Genomic DNA, 22178 nt, shown 5'->3' on the forward strand with positions numbered 1-22178 from the left:
AAAAAGCGCTCAATCTCTAAGGATTAGGCGCTTTTAGACTCTGCGGCACTCTTCGCCGGCGTATGCCGGACTTTTTTCAAGAAAAGAATAATAATAACGATAATAAAGCCGAGCAGACTTGAGCTGTAAGTTACAGCGTTGATGCCGATATGTGACACAATCAGCCCGCCGAGCATTCCGCCTGCTGCGATACCTGCATTCAAGCTGGACATGTTCCAACTGAGGACTTGACTGGCGTCTCCTTGCACGTGTTCAATAATACCGCTTTGGACTGCAGGGTTGGTACTCCATTGCATGACATTCCACACAAAGATAATGAGGATGAGCATCCAGGAAGCGGATAAGAACCAATTGATGATGGCCAAGGCGATGGCAAAGGTCAATGTGGCTGTCAGCAGCCAAGTCTTACTGGACCATTTATCAGCCAAGAAGCCTCCCATTGAGGTACCAAGCGTTCCAGCAATCCCATTAATCAATAGGACGAAGGATACGAATTTCAAATCGTGTCCGTTAGATAACATTAATGGATTGACGTAAACGAACGTAATTGAGTTAGCTGTCAACAATAAGAAGGTAATCGTTAAATATTTGATGACTTCAGTGCGATTAATAATTTTCGACTGCGGTGTTTGCCCGTTGCCTTGCCCATCTGATACATAGGCGAGTTCTGAAGCGGTCGGAAGATAACGCACCATCAACAAAGCAGCCAATACACTGATGACGATGATAAATACAAAGGTTGCACGCCAACCGAGCCAACCGCCGAGCATTGTTCCAACCGGTACTCCGAGTACATTCGCGCCGCTGAAACCAGAATAGACAATACCAATCATCTTGCCGCGATGTTCCGGCGCTGTCAACATAGCAGTCAAAGCCAATACTTTAACTATAATCAAGGCCGCGGCTGCTGATGAAATAATACGTCCGATAATCAAGACAGCAAAGTTTGGTGAAATGACTATTAGTGCGTTACCGATGACAAATGCTACAATTGTCCATAACAACACTGACTTCGCATTAAAGCGATTCGTTATCTTAACCAAAATCGGTCCGCACACTGCAAAGGTCACTGCATATAGTGTCACCAACTGACCGACCCACGCTTCTGACACATGTAAATCATGGCTCATCAAATTCATAATTCCAGCAACCATCATTTCCACCATGCCGACAATAAACACGCTGATGATAAAGGTCACAATACGCATGAAAGACATACTCTGCCACTCCTTTCAAATGAAATTAATTTGTAAATTCAACCTATCCATTATAATTGAAATTCACATAGAATGTAAGCCTTCCACTCTAATTCTTTTTTTATAAAAAGCAAAGCTGAGACGTTGTTATGTCCCAGCTTTTCCAGAATATAATTTAAATTATGCATTATCAGCATCGAGTGTGCTGCCGATAAGTTGATCGCGATGATTAAAGAATTGTTTATAGCTTAAGTAAGTAGCGATAAGTGCTGACATAATCGTTGCAGTCATATGGATGAATACTACTAATAATTGGAATTTGATGGCTTGAAGCGGATCCACTCCACTGATGATCAAACCCGTCATCATCCCTGGTATAGAAACTAAACCATATGTTTTCACAGAATCAATTGTCGGAACAATCGCCATTTTAATACTTTCACGTACGGCTGATTTCGAAGCCAATTTCGGCGAAGCGCCAAGTGAAAGTTTGCATTCAATCGTACCATACTCGCGCACAAAGGAACGGTCTAAGTTCTGATATGCCAAGTTAATCGCGATTAAACCATTGTTCGCTAACATCCCAGCGATCGGAATCAATTCATTACCGGTAAATTTAATAGCACCTGCTGCTACAATAACAATTAATGGCAATGCCGTACCGATAAAAATAGAAACAAAAGAAATCCAAAATACATTGTGCATCACTTTAGAAGCACGGCTGATGGTATTCCAAGATGCATTGACGATAATCACCAAGACAAATAAAATCAATATCCATGGTGAATTCAAATTAAAAATAAAATGCAGAATAAAACCGAGAATCACTAATTGCACCACGGCTCTTACAGATGCAATAATTAAATCTTTAGCAATATTCAACTTCTCTTTAATTGAAATTGCGATTGGTATAATCAGGAGCATTGCTGATATACATAAGGCTGTCGTACTCATACGTCAATGTCCCCCTTTTTATCTTTATTGATTTTGCCGTCCACAATATCAATACGTCGGTCAAAGTGTGACATGCTTTGATCGTAGCTATGTGTAATCCACATGATAGAAACACCTTCGTCTTTTGCCAAACCGAAAATCGCCTCTTCTGCCTTCTTCGTATTATCGGCATCTAGTGCGCTTGTTGCTTCGTCGAGTAATAAAATATCGGGTATGTACATTAATTGGCGTGCCAAACAAATACGTTGGCGTTCTCCGCCTGATAAAAATTCAACATGAGTATCCAGCTTATAATCACCTAATCCGAAACTTGAGAGTAATTTCTTCGCGCGATCTGAATCGAATTTATCATTACGTGCTAATGCTGGAAATGCAAGATTCTCACCGATTGTCGAATCAAATAATTCTGTAGATTGTGGCATATAACTGATTTGTCGCCGTAACGCTTCAGGTTTGAAATCTTTATAAGGTTTGCCCTTATAAAATAACTTGCCGTCTGTGGGACTGATTAAATTGTTCAATAAGTGAAAAAGCGTACTTTTACCACTGCCAGATGGACCCACGACGGCAATTTTCTCTCCATCTTTAACTGTTAAATCGATATGATCAATAATCATACGCTTGTCTACTTCATAGCAGACATCCTTTAATTCTAAAATAGCCATATCTTCTGCCCCTTTTCTAATACGTTGGAAAAAGTGTGTGTACACAATACCTTTCTATTCCCTTTCCTATTCAATTTAACATATTTGGTTTTTGAAAAATATGACAATTTAGAGCATATCAGTTTATTGAAACAGTTGTTGATAGATGATGGTCAATACAATTACACTATTATTGAGAATATGCAACATACTGGAGACTGCTAAATTTTTACCCGACTTAAAGTAGACAAATACTAAAATGAAACCACCATATAAATAAGGAATAAATTCAAAAGGCGACGACCCTGCATGCAAGTGTAAAACTGCGAAAAACAGTGTTGATAAGATAGCTGCTCCGATATAAGTAATCTTCTTACCCAGTTCATGTATCAATACATGACGAAAGATTAATTCTTCGGCAATCGGTCCCAATATGCCAGTAGTTAAAAAGAGTACAGGCCATAACCACGGTGTGTCGAATTGTTGAATAATCAGAGATTGATTTTGTGATTCTTCAAATTGATAGTGTTTCGGCAAAAATTGCAAAGCATAGGAATAAGCATGATCTACAATCAAGTAGACTATATAAGTAATAATAACGAGCCAGATATAGGCCTTCGCTTGCTTAATCCTTTCAATGATAATCGGAATAATGTAAGATTGGTGCATTTTATAAAAAATATAAAACAACAACGAAAAACTAATAATGTCACCAAAGCCGCTCGCAATTGCATTACTGTTATGCGGAATTTTCATGTGGAAAGTTTCTATGACAATCAGCCCAACACCGAGTACGATAACTTGACCGACGTTAAGCAGTAGAAAATACAGTGGAATTAACCCAAAGTCACGTTTCATGACTTTCGGCGAATCAAATGGATTGTTTATCATGATGTTCACCTCTAGATGTATATTTTCATTATTATATCATGCTAAATCTTAAAAATATTGTATTTATCTGCTCAAGAGGTATTTTTCGGCGTTGAAGATAAAAAAACTGCTGAGAGCGTTGCGCGTTCTCAGCAGTCCTTTTCCCGTTAGGGGTCAAGTAATATATTGAAAGACAATCGAAATGAAGCCTAATAAGTTAATCAGCATGTGCAATGAGATGGAGGCTGCTAAATTTCTGCCTGACTTCATGTATACAAAGACGAGTGCAATGGCCATAATCAAGTAAGTGCCGTATTCGAAGGGGGAATGGGCACCTGTCACGTGCGTGAATGCGAAAAGCAGAGCGGAGATGACTGCCCCTGTGATATAGCCGATCTTTTTACCGAGTTCATGGATAATGAGATGACGGAAAATGAGTTCTTCTACAAATGGTGTCAGGATAACAATGTCTAAGAAGAGTACTGGCCATGCCCATGGATTATCAAACATTTTTAAAATGACGAGTTGATTTTGTGTTTCGGTAAATTGATAGGCTTTCGGCAATAGTTGCATCAGCCCATTGTAAGCAGCAGTCGCCAACATCATTGCGATATAGGCAGAGACAATCAGCAAGATGTGATGTTTCACCTGAGAAAATCGCTTGATGGCGAGTGGAATCAGATATTTGCGGTGCATTAAATAGAAAATCAGTAGTAAGATGATTTCTCCGATTAATGTGCCTAATGTTAAAGTAAATGTTTCAGTCGTTTTGGGAATCTTTACGTGAGTAGAATTGCTATATATCCAAAACGGCAGTATTAGTAGGAATGGTACGATATTTAATAGAATGATGTAAAGCGGGATGAGCCAAAAATCCCGCTTCATTACTTTTGATGTGTCATACGGTGTGCGTATTGTATTTGCAGCTTTCGATGGTTGCTTTGTATCTTTATTTCTTGCGGATGGATTCGACATGATTTCACCTCTGTTGTGAACTGGAGCGCTGGCTTTCGTGTGCGGCGGTGATATGGGTATATGAGCAGTGATGCGAGCTCGTGTGCGTGTATGATTTTGCGTGAAAGCGCTTTACATGGCTCCGATTGATTTATGTATACTTCAATGACAAAGTATATCATATATCGTGAAGCCATTTGTTAAGCGGAGATAAAAATTAAGGCAGTTGGGTCGGACGACGGGTGGGGCAGCCCAAAGTGTCGAGGCTCACATCGTCTGCCTATACAGTTTCCGCCCTATAACGCTCTCACTGCATCAAACTCTCCCTCTCTTCACATAATCCCTGGCCACTCACACCTCCTACAAGAAATAATGTAAATAAAATTTCTCTCCTTTACTTTTAAAGTTTTTCTTCAGAATTGTGTAAATCGAATGTCTGGATATGCCAACGTCTCCTATCCAATGTCTTGCTTCTCTGGAGGTAATCGGTTCCCCTTTGATAAGGTATAAATCTTTCAAAGCTGCGTATATAAGTGCTGATTTTTTTAATGAAGAATGACAATACGAACATACAATATAATTTGAACTCGAAATGTCAGTACTGCTCTCTAATATTATTTTCTTGCAATGTGGGCATTTTATTCCGCTTGCCACTTCATGCAACGGGCGGCGTTTTACTGTCATGTATTTCTCTTCAAGGTTTGTATTTTTCGAAAGAATTTGCTTTTTAATAAAAAGAAGTTTGGGGGTCTTACCATAGCTGAAGAGGTGTTTGAATTGATGAAATTCATTGGGCAGGAAATAAGTACCTTGCGCAGATAAATCGCCTCGCAGGCTGAATTGAGGGTGTGAAAAGGTTAAAATAGACATTATTTTGAATTGGTGAGAGAGTTCTAGAAAATGATACATAAAGCATTCGCGTGCGTCATGCATTTGTAAAAAAGGGTTGTCTACACGTTTGTGGTTCCGAGAGTATAAGTGGCCGTCTATGAATTGATAGCTGCTTTGATAGTGTTTGTTTTCAATGAGGAAAATGGTTTGCGGCGTGAGGACTACAAAATCGATTTGTGTTTCGTGATATCTCTCGCCTAGTTGCAGATCAGCTATATAATTTATGTCTGGTACATTATCGAGTGCTATTGCGAGTAGGGTTTCCCCCTCCTGCCCTTTTGTAATCTGATTGAACTGTGCTTGTTCACTGACAGCGACCTTCTAATGCTTGGAGATATTCTAAGGTGTTAGTTGTCATGTATACACTCCTTAATTAATTGTTCTGAACTTATTTTACTCGAAAGCGACCTTATTGTCTGTTTCAAACTGTGCTTTGAGGACAGTTCACGGAGATAAAAAAACTGCAGCTCGTCGCAACTTTGCGACTTACTGCAGTTTCATCTTTTCTTAGTCATTATCTTTCAATGGTTTCTTTTCTTCAAAGCCTGCTTTTTTCATAGCGCGTTCCACATCTTTGACATTCACATAGTCTTTACCTTTTTCAGGTCCTGTGATGCCGACTTTTTTCGTCATTTCTTTCACATTTTTAGTATCATAATCAATCACGATTTTTTGCACGGCTTTATCTTTTTTAATTTCTTTTTTATAAGAAATACCGTCTATGCCTTTAAATACTCTTTCTTGCTTGGCTAAAATTTGCTTAGCTTCTGATTTTGACACACCGTTTTCATCGTAATTTATCGTTAGAATACTGGATTGTTTGAGTAATTTATCACCTTTATAAGTCAATGTTGTGATGATGTCAGCACCTTCGAGGTCACCTTCATAGGTTTTAGATTGTTCTTTTTCACATGCTGCTAATAAAAAGACACCCGCTAACAGCAAGACTATTGCTAGGAAGCTACGTTTCATAAGCCTACCTCTTTCCCCGTTTTTAATTATATATTGGTATTATATCATCATTATTGTAAATAAACTTTCAATATCACTTCAACTTTGAAAAATCGTTGCTTATCTCAGAAATTATTTTTTCTACAAAAAGTGCATTTATATTGTATTTTAGTCTATACAGATAATGTGCAAACTTGCACTTTGTGATAAAATTAAAGTGAAAAGAAAATGTGATTTCTCTTGCCAGACAAGGCATTAAGCGATTACATTTTTTCAAAGAAGGAGTTAGAAATTTATGATATTTCCGGCCAAAAAATTATTTACCCGAATACTGACTTCTTCTAAGCAATCTGAGGGGGTTATTATGAAACGCATTGGTTTAATTGACATCGGTTCCAACACCATCAGACTTGTGGTCTTTGAATATGATAAAGAAACAGGTCTTTCAGAAATACAAAATATTAAAACACCAGCACGACTTAGTCAATATTTGGAAGATGATTTGACTATGAATCAAGAAGGGATTGATGTATTGATCGATTCCTTAGAAAGTTTTAAAAAGGTGGCAGATGCTTACAAAGTTGATGAATTGCATCCAATTGCAACAGCAGCAATTCGTCAATCTAAGAACCGCGACGATATTTTAAAACAAACTAAGAAGAAATTAGGCATTAAAATTTCGATTGTGCCCGAATTGGATGAGGCATTTTACGGATTTTACGCGATTATCAATTCCACTGATATCGAAAATGGACTTTCAGTCGATATCGGGGGCGGCTCTACTGAAGTCACGCTTTTCAAAGATAAAGAACTTATCCATTCTCATAGTTTCCCATTCGGTGTCGTCACTTTAACACGTAAATTCTTTGGTGATAAAGCGCACGATGATAAGGATGCTATTAAAAAAATGCAGAAATTCTTGGAAAAAGAGTTCAGTTCATTGAGCTGGATTAATAATCAAAAGGTTGCATTAGTCGGCGTCGGCGGTTCTGCACGTAATACCGCACGCATACATCAATCAGAGGTTTCTTATCCTATCGGAGGCGTGCATTGTTATTCAATGTCAGGCAAAGATTTAGATCAAGTATTCGATTTGATTAAAGAGAGTTCGCGTGATGATTTGACGAATTTAGACGGCTTAAGTCGCGACCGTGTCGATATTATTTTACCAGCCGTTGCAGTGTTCAAAGCTTTGTTTAAACAAGTGGATGCGACGCAGTTTACTTTTTCCAGAAAAGGTCTGCGTGAAGGTTACGTGATGAATCATCTGAACCAAAAGTATCCAGACGCATTTGATCGTTTTAACGTTCAAGATCGTGCACTTTACCAGTTATCAAATGCGTATAAACATGAACAAGCTGGTGCTGAGCAACGTGTCGTGCTTGCAAGAGATTTATTAGAACAGCTGACTGAATTGGACACGATTTCTTTATCGGATAAGGAAAAACGTTTATTCGAGCAAGCTGCCTATGTATATTATTTAGGACGTTTCATCGATTCAGACTCAGGTTCCCAACATACGTATTACATTATTTCCAACTCAATGATTGACGGTTTCAACCATCACGACCGAGTGAAACTTGCTATGATGGCAAGCTTTAAGAACAAATCGTTATTAAAATTCTACAATAACGAAACAGGTTGGCTCGATAGTGATGAACTGAGCGATTTACAATCATTAGGCGGTATTATCAAATTTATTGATGCTTTGAATGTTTCGCATACAAACCCTGTGAAACGCGTTGAACTTGAAAAGAAAGATAAAGATCACTACATTTTAAATGCTTTCCACACTGATAATCCAATTGCGGAAGAATATCAAGCAAATCGCCAAAAGAAACATCTGGAAAAAGTTTTAAAAGCAAAAGTATCTATTAACTTTACAAAATCTTAACATTTCTATGTTAATGTACTAATGGATGTATATGAAAAAAATGAGTTTGAATGCAATGATTTACTTATTACATTAAATTGTATTCTTGCATCCGTCGAACAATTAAATTGTAAACTACTGACATCTAAGACACATCACCTATGATGTTTATCTTTTGATTTTATTAAATTAATATACAAATAGTCTATTTATTTACCGTGGGGTGGCCATTATGCAAAATCAAGTCATAGAAAAAGACATCAATCAACCAGAATACTATAACAACCGAGAATTAAGCTGGCTCGACTTTAACTACCGAGTATTACAAGAAGCGAGCGACAAAACAAATCCTTTACTAGAACAATTAAATTTCGTGGCGATTTTCGCTTCGAACTTAGATGAATTTTTCATGGTCCGTGTTGCCGGATTACAAGACCAAGTCAAAATGAATTTCAATAAACCGGAAAATAAATCTCAAATGACGCCCAAAGAACAATTGGATGCTATCAAAAAGAAAAATGCGAAATTTGTTGATTTACAATATGAACGCTATAACGAATTAACTGAAGATTTACGAGAATATGATGTCATTACAACTAAACCTGAAGCATTGGACGATGACTTACAAGAACAGTTGGAACGCGAATTCAGAGACAATATTTTGCCGACACTTACACCGCTCGGTATTGATGCGTACCATCCTTTCCCTAAATTGGTTAATAAAAGCTTAAATATCTTTGTGGAGTTGGATACCGACGATGCAACTAATACTGCTATTGTTCAAATCCCTTCATTAATTGACCGCTTCATGATTATGAAAAAAGACGGCAAACAATATGTCTTGATGGTAGAAGATGTCATTGACTACTTCATCGAATATCTTTTCCAAGGCTATGACATCCGAAATACTTTCACTTTCAGAATCACAAGAAATGCTGACTTGACGATTCATGAAGATGGCGCGGAAGATTTATTAATTGAAATTGAACGTTTCTTAAAAATGCGTAAAAGCGGTTCTGCTGTTCGTTTAGAAGTAGATGCGCGTAATGCAAATGAAGCTGATATTCAAGAATTGAAAGAACAATTAGAAATCCATAATAATGATGTTTATTTTGTAGACGGCCCATTAGATTTAACGATGTTATTCGGCCTAGTCGGACGTTTGACTCCTGATTTAAGCAACTTGCGTTACGATCCTTATACACCGCAAGTCCCTGCTTCATTAGGCTACAATAATATTTATGATTTAGCTTTAAAACGCGACATTTTCTTCCATCACCCATATGAATCTTTCGAACCGATTGTGGACTTCATCAGAGAAGCTTCCGAAGATCCTGACACAATTGCGATTAAACAGACTTTATACCGCGTAAGTAAAGATTCACCTATTATTAAGAGCTTAAAGAACGCTGCTGAAAAAGGAAAACAAGTGACAGTACTTGTAGAATTGAAAGCGCGTTTCGATGAAGAAAACAATGTACATTGGGCACGAATGTTGGAAGATGCAGGATGCCACGTGATTTATGGTATGACACATTTGAAAACACATAGTAAAATCACATTAGTTGTTAAACGACTAAAAGGTCAGTTGGTACCATTCGTGCATTTAGGTACAGGCAACTACAACGATAAAACTGCTGAAATTTATACTGATATGGGTATCATTACTACTGATAAAGGCATTGCAGAAGATGCTATCAATTTCTTCAACTATTTAAGCGGCTATTCTTTAAAACCGCAATATAACGAATTGATTGTGGCACCATTTGATATCCGTGATGTCTTTGTAGAACGTATTGATACTGAAATAAAAAATCATAAAGAAAACGGCAATGGCCATATCATTATGAAAATGAACTCCTTAACTGACAAAACAATTATTAAGAAATTGTTTGAAGCTTCTCAAGCCGGTGTTAAGATTCAATTAGTCATCCGCGGTATCTGCTGCTTGAAACCAGGTATCCCTGGCATCAGCGAAAATATTGAAGTAGTCAGCATTGTAGGTCGTTTCTTAGAACATTCTCGTATCTATTACTTCCATAACAACGGCGATGAAAAAATCTATTTATCATCTGCTGATGCGATGACACGTAATATGATTAAACGTGTGGAAATCTTATTCCCAGTACACGATCAAAAAATCAGAGAACGTCTATTGAAATTCTTGAACTTACAACTTTCTGATAACCAAAAAGGACGTTATCAAGACCAAAACGGTGTTTATCATTATGTGAATAACAATCAATTACCATTAAATTCACAATTATATATGATGCACGAAGCGGTTGAACGTGCCAAAACTATCAACAAACATGAAACACAAGTCGTCGAGAACCGACCACATAAAGCGAATCGCCCTAGACGCGGATGGATTTCACGCTTAAAAAATTCATTTAATAGCAATCGCTAGAAGCAGGTTAAAACCTCCAATCTTAATTTCAGGTTGGAGGTTTTATTTTATTATCTTTTATTTTTTAAGGCGATAAAGGTTTCTAGTAGGCAAAGTGTGTAGGCGGCCGACTCGCGCCTTGACACTTTCGACCCCTAACCCACCCATTACAACTCAAAGAAGCTGTCCTCCACTTTCAGGACAGCTTCTTTCATATACACATTATTCTTTTTCAGGCTTCGCATACCATGACTTCAAGAATTTGTAGAGCACCTCACTATAGTGGGCCAACTCTTCTTTCTTTACCTTTTCATCCACACTATGCGCCTCCGTTAAACTGCCAGGCCCATATAAAATGGTAGGCACACCGGCATCGGCCAACCAGCCGCCGTCAGTCACGGTCGTTGTCATGCCGGATACGAGTTGTTCGTCATAAACCGCTTCATGTGCCGCTTCCAACATCTTGTAGCCAAGATGTTCTAACGGCAAGGTAAAGCTTGGGAAGACTTCGCCGCGGTCTTCGATCATCGACGTGCCGCCCCAGTCAAATTGCAAGGGATTCTCACGCAGCCAGACATCTGCCTCAGCCACGCGATTCAAGTACGCCTCAATTTCCTCCACGACCTCATGATAATCCTCATCCGGCAAGAAATGCACCGTCACCCATAAGCGACATTCATCCGCAATAAACGCCGGATTGCGGCCGCCTTCAATCACTGCAGGATTAATTGTGTTCGCTCCTGCAGGCATATCTGGGTAAGACTTCATGACTGCCCAATGCTGCTCCAGTTCCTTCAACGCCGTGATAATCTTAGCCATTTTTTCAATCGCACTGGCCCCATACAGCCCGCCACCAGCATGCACCATCTGACTACGTGCACCGTCATGGACCGTCTCCTTGCTTTGCACCGTAATCCAACCTGTAATTACGCCGCCTTGCCCGAGCGCTTGGTTATCACTCGTATCCATCACTAAAGCCAAATCTGCTTCAGGACTCATCTCACAAGCATATTTCGTCCCCGCTTCACCGACTTCTTCGCCGACAACCGACTGCACAATAATATCGCCCTCAGGTTCAACGCCCTCTTTACGCAGACGCTCCAACACATAGAATAGTGATGCGACGCCGCCCTTCATATCACTCACGCCGCGGCCGTACAGCCAATCATCCACCTCCGTCAATTCAAACGGCGGATACGTCCAATACTTCGGATCTTCCACATTCGCAACATCCACATGACCATTCAATATCAACTTCGGCGCACGCGGATCTTTACCCTTCAACACACCGACCACAATACTATCATGGTCATACATTTTACGACGCTGCACCTCAAATCCATTCTCCTCCAGAAACGCTTGAATCTCATCCTGCAACGGATCCGTATTACGCGCCGGCGGACTCTCCGTATTGTACTCCACCAACAGCTTCAACAAATCAAAGTGACGTTTATTCATTTCGCCATCCACCTTTCCAAAGCATTCTTTACCCCCATCATCTCAATCTTTAGGACTTCTGTACACTCTTAACCATCTTCCGAATCCAGCCATCACCGCATCATGAATTACCGCTTGCGTACACAGATACAGCCACCACGGCAACGCGGACTCATAGCGATACAGCAATGTCTGCAATTCTGTCTTGCTCACTTTCGTGAAAAGGAAAGACATGGAAGAGCTGGAGACATCCTTTGAGAGCAATCCTTCTGGCAGGATGTGCAATTGTATGGCTTCTACAGCAGGCATCGTTTGAGGATGCATCGCAATAAGCGGACGTTGAGTGCCTTTAAGATAAATATTATATTGATGTGGCCAATCGCGGATTTCGATAAGTCCGAATGTTACTTTGCGCAAATAGGTTGCGTAAGTCTTCAATAAAGTCTCAGGTGTGTCTGTAGCACGGACTTGCATAGCTTGCAGGGAAGAAGCGGTTTCGGTATGCACATTACTATTGCTGAAAAAGTAAGATTTCGGCAAGGTATATACCTCTGCTTCTGCAAATATAGGTGCTTCTTTTTTCAAGGTCAATTCAATCATATGGCGAGGTGTACAGCAACGCACAAACTGTCCAATCAAGCGTCTCAGATCTGACCGATAGCCATGCCACAAACTACTGTTGAACATTTTGCTGTGAACATTGAAAATAACGTATTCTGCCTCATTTAAGTGACGCTCCCATTCTTGAGTATTCAACCAATCGATAGGCTGATAGGTAATGTAGGGATGTGCGTCTGTAGTATGCACGGAGGTATCTACTAATACAGTCAGCGGAATTTCCGCTTCTGAAAAAGTCTTGATGATAGTTTGTGCAATTTGTGAAACACCTTCTGTCAAAACAAATTTCGCCATCTTGCTCACCGCCTTTTTCTCTATTATCTTTACTATAACAAAAAAATCGGCAGCCGTAGCCGCCGAAGTCTGTGCTTAAACAAATAAGCTGATAAATAAGATGAAAATAATACCAGATACAGAAATAACTGTTTCCAGAAGTGACCATGTTAAGAATGTTTCTTTAACAGTAAGGCCGAAATATTCTTTGAACATCCAGAATCCTGCATCGTTGACGTGTGAACAAATAACACTTCCGGCACCGATTGCCAATACTACAAGTGCGACGTTGACATCACTTGCTTGAAGCAATGGCAACACGATACCCGTGGTAGAAATCGCTGCAACGGTTGCTGAACCGAGTGCTAATCTTAAGACTGCTGCGACAATCCATGCTAATAAGATTGGAGACATTGTAGAACCTTCGAACATTTTAGCAATTGTATCGCCGACGCCGCCGTCGATGAGTACTTGTTTGAAAGTACCGCCGCCGCCAATGATTAAGATCATCATACCGATTGGATAAATCGCTTCTGTAACTGAAGTCATAATTTCTTTATTTTTACGTCCTTGTTTAATACCCATTGTAAACATCGCGAATATTACTGCAATCAGCATTGCTGTATCTGCTGTTCCAATGAAATAAATAATCTTTTCGATAATATTTTTTCCGCCGTCAACAGAGCCGGTAGCTAATTGTACAATGGTAGCAATTAACATTAAAATAACCGGTAAAGTAGCAGTTAATACACTTATACCGAAGCTTGGCATTTCAGAAGGTTTGAATTCTCGTTGTGCACCTAATGATGAAATATCGCCTTCACGTGTATAAGCAGTCGGTGTTAATTTCGGTGCAATTCTACCGAATAACGGTCCTGCAATAATAGTTACTGGAATAGCGATAATAATACCGAACATCAATACTTGTCCTAAGTTAGCATGCAATTCTTTTGCAATAACCACTGGACCAGGGTGCGGCGGTAAGAAGCCGTGCGTCACTGATAATGCGGTAATCATCGGCAAACCGATTTTCAATGGTGAAACTTTAGTACGTTTTGCTAATGTAAAGACGAGTGGAATTAATAAGACTAATCCTACTTCGAAGAATAATGCAATACCGATGACAAATGCTGCAATCACCATTGCCCATTGCACATTTTTCTCACCGAATTTTTCAATCAAGGTATCGGCAATGCGTGTTGCTCCGCCGCCGTCTGATAATAATTTACCCAATATAGCACCTAAACCGAAGATAAGCGCGATGTGACCCAGCGTGCTGCCCATTCCTTTTTCAACGGTTTCAACTACTTTGTCTAATGGCATACCCAGTAAGATGGCAGTAACCATGGAAGTAATAATCAATGAAATAAAAGTATTTAACTTCAATAGAATAATTAAGGCTAATAAAATCAAAATTCCGATTACCACTGTAATCAGCGGCCAAATTTCCCCAAACATAAGTTTTCCTCACTTTCGTGATGATGAGTCATTCGGAGGAAGCGTTTACATCTCCCTTTCATAAAAACATCAGCTTTACGCTGATGTTTCTATGCTATTGGACTCATCTCTTTTATTATTTATAGATGATGACGTTGAAAGTCTGCTATCTTAGCATATTGGCTTTCAAGAGAGCGACTTAAATCAATAAAGATACTGATTAATTGCTGATATGTTTCTACAGCGTCTTGGTTCGGTTGATGAGCGTGTGTAGTACCGACCATTTCTTCAATAATAGAGAAATCATCAATCTCACCGAGTGCTTTCAGACCGAGTACACAAGCACCTAAACAGGAACTTTCATAACTTTCAGGTACGATGACATCTGTCGCAAAAATATCTGCCATCATTTGACGCCATACTTCACTTTTTGCAAAACCACCTGTGGCTTTAATCGCTGTCGGTGTTTCTCCCATCACTTCAATTAAAGCCAGATACACGGTATAAAGATTGTAGAGCACGCCTTCAAGTGCTGCTCTAATCATGTGTTCTTTTTTATGAGCTAATGTAAGGCCGAAGTAAGAACCGCGAGCATTCGCATTCCACAGCGGCGCACGTTCTCCAGCCAAATAAGGATGGAAGATTAAACCTTTGGCACCTGGTTCTACACGGCTGGCAATCTTAGTTAAGACATCGTAAGGATCGACGCCGAGTCGTTTCGCTGTTTCAACTTCGCTCGCTAAGAGCTCATCACGCAACCAGCGTAAAATGATGCCGCCATTATTAACCGGTCCGCCGATGACGTATTGGTCTTCTGTTAAGACATAGCAGAAAATACGTCCTTTATCATCAGTCCGTGGATGATCGATGACTGTTCTGATAGCGCCTGATGTACCAATAGTGACCGCCACTTCTCCTTTTTTATAACTGTTCACCCCTAAGTTAGAAAGCACACCGTCACTAGCACCTACGATAACCGGAGTATCCGGTTTAACACCCAACAAATTAGAATAGCGATGTTTCATACCAGTCATCACGTGTGTCGTTGGTACTAACTCAGGTAATTGGTCTTTAGTAATGCCAAGTAACTCTAGCGCTCCATTATCCCAATCCAATGTTTCTAAATTCATCATACCTGTCGCTGAACCGATAGATTGATCCATCACATATTTACCGTAAAGTTGATATAAGATATAGCTTTTAATATCGATATATTTCTTAGCATTGTTATAAATTTCTGGTTTCTCATTTTTCATCCAAAAAATCTTAGATAACGGCGACATAGGATGAATCGGTGTACCTGTGCGTTTATAAATCTCATGCCCATTATGTTCAGAATGAATAGCATCCGCATATTTGCTTGCACGATTATCTGCCCAAGTAATACTCTCTGTGAGAGGTTGTTGATTATTGTCCATCGCTATCAAACTATGCATTTGTGCACTGAAGGCAATCAATTTCACATCCTCTGCAGCTACCCTTTCTTCACGAATCACAGCTTTGATAGTCATCAATACTGCGTCAAAAATTTCATCAGGATTCTCTTCGGAAGTGTCAACGTTAGGTGTATCCATATCGTAACCAATGTTGTGTTTACGAATAAATTGTCCATTCTCGTCATACAAAACTGATTTTGTACTTGTTGTGCCGACATCGACCCCAATCATATACTTCATGGCTTATCCTCCTCCAAAAGTTAAATCATCTATAAAACAAACCGGCAATATTATCTCCTACATCATCAAAATTCAAATGGAACGCTTCTTTTAATTGTGCTGTATCGTTTTTCTCAACTGCTTCTGCATATACCTCATGATTATGATGAATGCGTTCAAAGTCTTCAGGCTCTTCACGCATTCGTTTTCTCATGGATAACAAAATCAAACATAGCATCAAAGGTTTCAAATTATTCCAACTGCTGAGCAGATAACGATGTTGTGTCGCGTAAATTAAGACTTCGTGAAACTTAATGTCATGTTCAGTATAAGCTTCTGCATCTTGAAATTGTACAGCGACCTTCATGATTTCTAAATGTTTGCGCATTTCTTTCGCTAATTCTGCTCTTTGATGGTCTTTTACTTTGGTAAAAGCAAAGGATTCCATCATAATACGCAAATCATAAATTTCACGGCGTTCTCCCTCACCGAAATCTAACACATCAGCGCCCATACGTTCCAAACAAATTAATTGATCTTGTTTCAATAATTTAAATGCATCGCGCACAGGCGAACGACTGACATTAAATTGTTTGGCGATTTGATTTTCTGTCAAACACGTCCCAGCTTCTATATTCCCCTCTACAACTTGAAGTCTTAATTCAGCTGCGACTTTCTCCCCCGTTGTCATGTTTTCCATCCATTGTTGTGGATAATTTTCTCCCATGTGTAGTACAACCCCTTGTTTCTACATACTTGTATACAAGTATATTAATACAAATTCGCTATAAATGCAATCGCTTACATTAATTTTCATAAAAAAAGGAATAATAAAGTGAGGCTTGGAGGTGATAAAATTGTATATTCCAAAGTATTACCAAGAACATGATATGAACAAAATTAAAGCATTTATTAATGACCATCCATTTGCGACCATTGTTTCGACTGCTGAAAATGGACGGCCTTTAGCCACGCATTTACCGATATTGATTCATGAAGATGGCGAGAGTTTAATACTCGCTGGCCACTTTGCGAAAGCGAATCCGCAGTGGCAAACTTTAGAGCATAGCGATGAGGTTTTGATTATCTTTCAAGGCCCGGATGCATATGTTTCTTCTACTTGGTATGGCCACGAAGATGTACCGACATGGGATTATCAAAGTGTTCAAGTATATGGCCAACCCGACTTATTGACTGAGGTTGAAGTAAAGAAGGATCTGATTCAGTTATTAAACCGCTTTGAAAAAAGTGATGGCGCACGCTGGGACAATTTGTCTGAAGAGACCTTGCAGCAAATTCATGGTGTGGTCGGTTTTCATATTACAGTATCAGAAGTATTTGCTGCTTATAAATTGAGTCAAAATCGCAATCATACAGATTATCAAAATATTATTCACCATTTAGAAGATGAACATAATAGTGTGGCTGACGCAATGAAGGATGAGCAGGAATAAAAAAGTGTTGGGGCTCCAGGCGGATAGCTCCAACACTTTTAGGTTGAGGTACTTTCTTCAGCTTTTCTGCTCTCCAGAGGTTTCTTTTCTAGAAGTAGAATTAGAATCGTTCTCTTTGTTCTCTTCGTCTTGTGCTTCGCTTTCTTCTTCGGCCCATTTATGGTCTTTAATGTACAGACGAACCATGGCAAGTGCGATCCAGCTGATGAGGAGGACTGGCAGGATGATGATGTTGAGCAGGTTCAAATCTAGGGTATCGGTAGAGATTTCTAGTTTGGCAATGCTCTTCAGGTTCTGCGGACTGGAGGTCAAGAATTGGTAGAGTGTGAAAAAGATGGTAGTCCACTGTATGTAATATTCTAGTATGGCGACGAGCATTTCGTTATAATCGTTCCATTTAATGAGTTGGTGAACGATGAAGTAGTTCATGATTCCGGCAAGTAAGATAATGATGATGCCGAGTACGAAGATGCTGCTGCGGTCGCCGAGTAAGCGAATAAGCAACCAGTAGATGATGAATCCGGAAATTATGAGTGAGAGGAATCCGGAAATCACCATGCCCACACTGATTAAAAAGGATTTGGCAAATAGGTATTTATCTTGGTAGCGTCCTGATAAAAAGCCGGTTAATAAGAATAAGATGAGTACGATAATTAAATTGACTATAAACATGATGCAACCTCGCTATTAATATAATATATTTTAATGGTCTGTGATTAGACGCTTAATGCATTCTATACCCTTTTTTCTCTTATGTAAAAAGCACCCTGCTTCAAACGCTATGGAATGAAACGAGGTGCTTGTTTAATAGCTATTTAGGATTTGTTTGTTTTAACGTTTTACAACTTATAGTGAATCTACTTTTTCACCATTGATTAAGATGTTGTCGTCTTCTAATGTGACTTTAACATCACTTACATCTGTGTGTTCTAGGTAGTAGTCTGTGATACGGTCACGTACTTCTCTTTCAACTACACGGCGTAATGGACGTGCACCGAGTTCTTCGTCGTAACCTTGATCGATTAACCAATCTTTAGCATCTTGACTGACTTCTAGTGTGATGCCTTTTTTCTCAAGAGTGTTTTGTACATCGTCAAGTAATAAGTTGATGATGTCTTGTAAAGCATCTTTGTCTAAGTGAGTGAATTCTACGATACCGTTGAAGCGGTTAAGGAATTCTGGACGGAAGAATTTTTTAAGGTCTTCCATTAAGTCTTCGCGTTCTTTTTCACTTTCATCTCCGAAACCAGCGTTTGAAGTACAGATAATGATTGTGTTTTTGAAGTTTACGACGTTACCTTGACCGTCTGTTAAGTTACCGTCATCCATAACTTGTAATAATAAAGTTAGGATTTGAGGATTTGCTTTTTCAATTTCATCGAATAAGATAACTGAGTAAGGATTACGTCTTACTTTTTCAGTTAAAGTATTTGAGTTGTCTTCATAACCAACATAACCAGCGCTTGTACCGATTAACTTAGATACAGCTGTACGGTCCATATATTCACTCATGTCTAATTTGATAAGTGCTTCTTTGTTACCGAATAAGTCGATAGATAATTGTTTAGCTAATTCTGTTTTACCTACACCAGTAGGGCCTACGAATAAGAAGCTGCCGATTGGTCTGTTGCCTTCGTCGAATCCTGCACGGTTACGACGGATTGCACGAGATACCATTTCAACGGCTTTGTCTTGTCCGATAATTTTATCTTTCAAGCGTTTTGAAATGTTTTTCAAGCGTTCGATATCATTATCGTCCATTTGTGATACTGGAATGCCAGTAATACGTTCTACAGTAGCAGCCACGTCTTGTACAGTAGCTGTTGTAGCTTCGCCGCTGCCAGACTCTAAGCTGTCTTGTAATTCTTTAATTTGTTTTTGATATTTATCTGCTTCAGAATAAGCTTCTTCGCTGACTGCTTTAGATTTTTTATCTTCTAATTCTTTGATTTGTTTTTCAACTTCCACTTTATCTACAACTGGATTTTTAGCAGCTAAGTGTGCAGCTGTAATATCCAAGATGTCTAAAGCTTTATCTGGTAATAAGCGTTGTGGAATATATTGAATAGATAAGTCTACACATGCTTTTAAGACTTCGTCAGGTAATTTCACGTTATGGTGTTTTTCAAATGTTTCGCGTACACCTTTCAAGATTTCTTCAGTATCTTTAGCTGAAGGTTCTTTGACAACTACTTCGTTGAAACGACGTGCTAATGCTGGGTCTTTCAAGATGTTGTTGCGGTATTCGTCTTGAGTTGTAGCACCGATTAATGAAATTTCTCCACGACCTAATGCTGGTTTGATGATGTCAGATAAGCCTTTGCTTCCTGAGTCTCCGCCAGTTGAACCAGAACCGATAATTTGATGGATTTCATCAAAGAATAAGATGACATTTTTTCTTTCTTTTACACTGTTAATCAAGTTTTGGATATTTTCTTCAAAAGCACCACGATATTGTGTGCCTGCTTCTAATGAAGAAATATCTACTGCAATAATTTCTTTGTCTTTAATTGCAGCTGGCACGTTACCTTTTACAATGGCTTGTGCTAAACCTTCAACAATTGCTGATTTACCTACACCAGCTTCACCTACTAAGATAGGGTTGTTTTTATTTCTACGGCTTAACACTTCTGCAGTGTCTTGAATTTCTTTGTCGCGGCCGATAACTGGATCTAATAAGCCGTCTTTAGCTTCTTGTGTTAAATTACGACCGATTTTTTCTAAGTAATCGTCGCCGCCTTGACCACCGCCAGCTTGACCAGGTTGTCCCGCTTGAACACCTTGTGCTGGTTGTCCACCTTGAGCTTGTTGTTGTTGAATTTGTTGCAATTGCTCAGGTGACACTTCACGGCCGTTGATATAATATTTTTTATTTCCATCTGCGTTTTGCATATCTTGCATCATTCTTCTAAAAATTGAGTCAAAATCATTTCCGAAAAATCCGTTATTCATATAATTATAACCTCCGTTAATTGGTGAAACTCCATAATAAAAATTTCTGTCTGTTTGTAATTTGAATTACTGTTTCACACTTTTCTTAAAATTTCATTTGTTCTTGCTTTCATGTGGCAAGCGACACAAATCATTGATTATTACTTTTCTGCCTTGTGTCCTTTAAAGGTCTGAGTCTTGTGATGAATGCTGCGATTTGATTGCTTTTACAGATGTAACGCGTTTTGAAAGAGAGTGATTTAAATATTGTTGCCACTCATTGGTTACAATCTTTATATATCCGCTTCCAGCATTTCTCAAACACTTCTCTGATGCGACTTTCATTACGTAGAGCACAACACGTGCGTCGTTTATAGAATTTGTCGCTGTATTTTTCTTGTTTTTACGATAAATTTCAATTTTATTTTATAATCTTTGATTTATTGTTGTATATTTATACTTTGGTCAATTAAAGTCAAACAATGGATTTGTTGTTTTTATTCGCTTTATCAACCTTACATATGTAAGTATAACGCATAATTATACATAAATCAAGTATTAAATATGCATTTTTCAAACTTTTTTACGTTTTTTGTGCATGTAACTGTTTGTGTTGATCAACTATTCTATTTTTCTTCTATCTTCAAGTTGGATAAGGGGCGGATAACATGCTTTTTCTAGACACTTCTCCGAAACTTGTGTCTAAATAACATCTTTTTCTAGACACTTCCCAAAAACTTGTGTCTAAATAACGCCCTTTTCTAGACACTTCTCGAAATCTTGTGTCTAGATTCACCCGCTTTCTAGACACTTCCGCATAATTAAAAGGAGCGAAACATACAAATGTCTCGCTCCCCCCTACTTATTTCTTCCTTTATATATATACCTATATTAGTTCTGTTTTAATATTTCTCCATGCATTTGTTGCAACTTACTTTCAACTTCTTTGATTTCTTCTGCACATTGTTTGAGTGTATCTCGATAGACCTCTGTGTCGGTCGCATTCTTATAACGCAATTTATGTTCTAAGCTGGCCCACATATCCATACCGATTGTGCGTATCTGGATTTCGACTGGGACATGTTCTACATTATCTGTCAGAAATACTGGAATTGAAACTACCAGATGTAAACTGCGGTAGCCATTCTCTTTCGGGCTTTTCACATAGTCTTTTCTTTTCAACAGCTTGACGTCAGCTTGTTTTAATAATAATGAAGCTACCACTTCGATATCTTCTAAGTAATTGCATACTACGCGAATACCCGCAATATCCGTAATGTTCTCTCGTGCAGACTCTGTCGTCACCGGCAGCCCGCGTATCTCTAATTTTCGGACTAAACTGCTGATTTCTTTTACGCGACGTTCCATATGATGGATCGGATTATGTTCATAAAGAATCTGAAAATCATTATCTAAAATACTGAGTTTAGTACTGACCTCTTCTAAGGCGGAAGCATATAAATGATGCAAGCTGACAAAATCAACAAGCTCTTCTATCTGATAATGATTGTCTTGAAATTTTGTAATATTGCGCTGGACATCTCTTTTAAGCGCATTTATATTGAGCGTTTCTCTTCTTTCTACATACATAATATTTCCTCCGTTCTTTACACACTTATATTATAACGGAGTTCACATGCAAACAAAATTT

19 protein-coding genes are annotated in these 22178 nt (G+C 38.8%); 3 read left to right on the forward strand and 16 right to left on the reverse strand.

The window, feature by feature from the left end; all coding sequences use genetic code 11:
* Nucleotides 1-23 precede the first annotated feature (23 nt).
* From CNQ82_RS11675 to CNQ82_RS11705, 7 genes are all read right to left on the reverse strand, one after another.
* The gene (locus CNQ82_RS11675) at nt 24-1217 is read right to left on the reverse strand and encodes an MFS transporter (protein ID WP_123145401.1); all 1194 of its coding nucleotides are present in this window, start codon (nt 1215-1217) and stop codon (nt 24-26) included.
* Nucleotides 1218-1376: 159 nt separating this feature from the next.
* Nucleotides 1377-2150, reverse strand: coding sequence for an ABC transporter permease (locus CNQ82_RS11680; RefSeq protein WP_123145402.1), 774 nt, complete (start codon nt 2148-2150; stop codon nt 1377-1379).
* Entirely contained in the window at nt 2147-2815 is a 669-nt protein-coding gene (locus CNQ82_RS11685; protein ID WP_123145403.1) for an ABC transporter ATP-binding protein, read from the reverse strand. Before CNQ82_RS11685 ends, CNQ82_RS11680 begins: the two co-directional genes overlap by 4 nt.
* A 123-nt stretch (nt 2816-2938) precedes the next feature.
* On the reverse strand, nt 2939-3685 hold the full coding sequence (locus CNQ82_RS11690) for a CPBP family intramembrane glutamic endopeptidase (RefSeq protein ID WP_123145404.1): 747 nt from the start codon (nt 3683-3685) through the stop codon (nt 2939-2941).
* 153 nt (nt 3686-3838) lie between these two features.
* The gene (locus CNQ82_RS11695; RefSeq protein ID WP_123145405.1) at nt 3839-4639 is read right to left on the reverse strand and encodes a CPBP family intramembrane glutamic endopeptidase; all 801 of its coding nucleotides are present in this window, start codon (nt 4637-4639) and stop codon (nt 3839-3841) included.
* Nucleotides 4640-4978: 339 nt separating this feature from the next.
* Nucleotides 4979-5794, reverse strand: coding sequence for a nuclease-related domain-containing protein (locus tag CNQ82_RS13410; RefSeq protein WP_123145406.1), 816 nt, complete (start codon nt 5792-5794; stop codon nt 4979-4981).
* Between the two features lie 222 nt (nt 5795-6016).
* Nucleotides 6017-6481 carry a DUF1307 domain-containing protein gene (locus CNQ82_RS11705; RefSeq protein WP_123145407.1) on the reverse strand — a complete coding sequence of 155 codons (465 nt, stop codon included), beginning with the start codon at nt 6479-6481 and terminating at the stop codon, nt 6017-6019.
* A gap of 340 nt (nt 6482-6821) precedes the next feature.
* On the opposite strand from CNQ82_RS11705, the gene ppx reads away from it, so the two are divergent.
* Together ppx and CNQ82_RS11715 are read left to right on the forward strand one after the other, a co-directional pair.
* Nucleotides 6822-8354 (forward strand): exopolyphosphatase, encoded by a 1533-nt coding sequence (gene ppx / locus CNQ82_RS11710; protein WP_164711999.1) that lies wholly within the window; start codon nt 6822-6824, stop codon nt 8352-8354.
* Nucleotides 8355-8565: 211 nt separating this feature from the next.
* Complete coding sequence (locus tag CNQ82_RS11715) at nt 8566-10743, forward strand: RNA degradosome polyphosphate kinase (protein ID WP_123145409.1); 2178 nt, start codon at nt 8566-8568, stop codon at nt 10741-10743.
* Between the two features lie 201 nt (nt 10744-10944).
* Here CNQ82_RS11715 and CNQ82_RS11720 read toward each other — a convergent pair whose 3' ends face one another.
* The 5 genes from CNQ82_RS11720 to CNQ82_RS11740 form a co-directional block, all read right to left on the reverse strand.
* Complete coding sequence (locus CNQ82_RS11720) at nt 10945-12180, reverse strand: acetylornithine deacetylase (RefSeq protein ID WP_123145410.1); 1236 nt, start codon at nt 12178-12180, stop codon at nt 10945-10947.
* A 42-nt stretch (nt 12181-12222) separates the two neighbouring features.
* The gene (locus CNQ82_RS11725; protein ID WP_123145411.1) at nt 12223-13071 is read right to left on the reverse strand and encodes a hypothetical protein; all 849 of its coding nucleotides are present in this window, start codon (nt 13069-13071) and stop codon (nt 12223-12225) included.
* A gap of 75 nt (nt 13072-13146) precedes the next feature.
* Nucleotides 13147-14508: a gluconate:H+ symporter gene (locus CNQ82_RS11730; RefSeq protein WP_123145412.1), complete on the reverse strand. Its 1362-nt coding sequence runs from the start codon at nt 14506-14508 to the stop codon at nt 13147-13149.
* A gap of 119 nt (nt 14509-14627) precedes the next feature.
* Nucleotides 14628-16163: a gluconokinase gene (gene gntK / locus CNQ82_RS11735; protein WP_123145413.1), complete on the reverse strand. Its 1536-nt coding sequence runs from the start codon at nt 16161-16163 to the stop codon at nt 14628-14630.
* A 25-nt stretch (nt 16164-16188) separates the two neighbouring features.
* Complete coding sequence (locus CNQ82_RS11740) at nt 16189-16869, reverse strand: GntR family transcriptional regulator (protein WP_123145414.1); 681 nt, start codon at nt 16867-16869, stop codon at nt 16189-16191.
* Nucleotides 16870-16990: 121 nt separating this feature from the next.
* Between CNQ82_RS11740 and CNQ82_RS11745 the strand changes: the two genes are divergently transcribed.
* On the forward strand, nt 16991-17596 hold the full coding sequence (locus tag CNQ82_RS11745; RefSeq protein WP_338062280.1) for an FMN-binding negative transcriptional regulator: 606 nt from the start codon (nt 16991-16993) through the stop codon (nt 17594-17596).
* Nucleotides 17597-17653: 57 nt separating this feature from the next.
* Here the strand turns inward: CNQ82_RS11745 and CNQ82_RS11750 are convergent, their stop codons facing one another.
* The 4 genes from CNQ82_RS11750 to CNQ82_RS11760 form a co-directional block, all read right to left on the reverse strand.
* Nucleotides 17654-18268 carry an SA1002 family membrane protein gene (locus CNQ82_RS11750; protein WP_123145416.1) on the reverse strand — a complete coding sequence of 205 codons (615 nt, stop codon included), beginning with the start codon at nt 18266-18268 and terminating at the stop codon, nt 17654-17656.
* 174 nt (nt 18269-18442) lie between these two features.
* Nucleotides 18443-20548, reverse strand: coding sequence for an AAA family ATPase (locus CNQ82_RS11755; RefSeq protein WP_123145417.1), 2106 nt, complete (start codon nt 20546-20548; stop codon nt 18443-18445).
* Between the two features lie 162 nt (nt 20549-20710).
* Nucleotides 20711-20872: a hypothetical protein gene (locus CNQ82_RS13190; protein ID WP_164711970.1), complete on the reverse strand. Its 162-nt coding sequence runs from the start codon at nt 20870-20872 to the stop codon at nt 20711-20713.
* A 546-nt stretch (nt 20873-21418) separates the two neighbouring features.
* Nucleotides 21419-22117, reverse strand: a complete 699-nt coding sequence (locus CNQ82_RS11760; protein WP_123145418.1) for a GTP pyrophosphokinase — start codon at nt 22115-22117, stop codon at nt 21419-21421.
* Between the last annotated feature and the right edge of the window lie 61 nt (nt 22118-22178).

The organism is Staphylococcus debuckii (assembly GCF_003718735.1).
Lineage (GTDB): Bacteria > Bacillota > Bacilli > Staphylococcales > Staphylococcaceae > Staphylococcus > Staphylococcus debuckii.

Excerpts from the sequence above, each read along its gene's own strand:
- CNQ82_RS11755 (WP_123145417.1), bottom strand. The coding sequence starts at position 20,548 with ATGAATAACGGATTTTTCGGAAATGATTTTGACTCAATTTTTAGAAGA.
- CNQ82_RS11690 (WP_123145404.1), bottom strand. The coding sequence starts at position 3,685 with ATGATAAACAATCCATTTGATTCGCCGAAAGTCATGAAACGTGACTTT.
- CNQ82_RS11685 (WP_123145403.1), bottom strand. The coding sequence starts at position 2,815 with ATGGCTATTTTAGAATTAAAGGATGTCTGCTATGAAGTAGACAAGCGT.
- CNQ82_RS11725 (WP_123145411.1), bottom strand. The coding sequence starts at position 13,071 with ATGGCGAAATTTGTTTTGACAGAAGGTGTTTCACAAATTGCACAAACT.
- CNQ82_RS13190 (WP_164711970.1), bottom strand. The coding sequence starts at position 20,872 with ATGAAAGTCGCATCAGAGAAGTGTTTGAGAAATGCTGGAAGCGGATAT.
- CNQ82_RS11675 (WP_123145401.1), bottom strand. The coding sequence starts at position 1,217 with ATGTCTTTCATGCGTATTGTGACCTTTATCATCAGCGTGTTTATTGTC.
- CNQ82_RS11705 (WP_123145407.1), bottom strand. The coding sequence starts at position 6,481 with ATGAAACGTAGCTTCCTAGCAATAGTCTTGCTGTTAGCGGGTGTCTTT.
- CNQ82_RS11715 (WP_123145409.1), top strand. The coding sequence starts at position 8,566 with ATGCAAAATCAAGTCATAGAAAAAGACATCAATCAACCAGAATACTAT.
- CNQ82_RS11680 (WP_123145402.1), bottom strand. The coding sequence starts at position 2,150 with ATGAGTACGACAGCCTTATGTATATCAGCAATGCTCCTGATTATACCA.
- gntK (WP_123145413.1), bottom strand. The coding sequence starts at position 16,163 with ATGAAGTATATGATTGGGGTCGATGTCGGCACAACAAGTACAAAATCA.
- CNQ82_RS11760 (WP_123145418.1), bottom strand. The coding sequence starts at position 22,117 with ATGTATGTAGAAAGAAGAGAAACGCTCAATATAAATGCGCTTAAAAGA.
- CNQ82_RS11720 (WP_123145410.1), bottom strand. The coding sequence starts at position 12,180 with ATGAATAAACGTCACTTTGATTTGTTGAAGCTGTTGGTGGAGTACAAT.
- CNQ82_RS11740 (WP_123145414.1), bottom strand. The coding sequence starts at position 16,869 with ATGGGAGAAAATTATCCACAACAATGGATGGAAAACATGACAACGGGG.
- CNQ82_RS11750 (WP_123145416.1), bottom strand. The coding sequence starts at position 18,268 with ATGTTTATAGTCAATTTAATTATCGTACTCATCTTATTCTTATTAACC.
- CNQ82_RS11730 (WP_123145412.1), bottom strand. The coding sequence starts at position 14,508 with ATGTTTGGGGAAATTTGGCCGCTGATTACAGTGGTAATCGGAATTTTG.
- CNQ82_RS11695 (WP_123145405.1), bottom strand. The coding sequence starts at position 4,639 with ATGTCGAATCCATCCGCAAGAAATAAAGATACAAAGCAACCATCGAAA.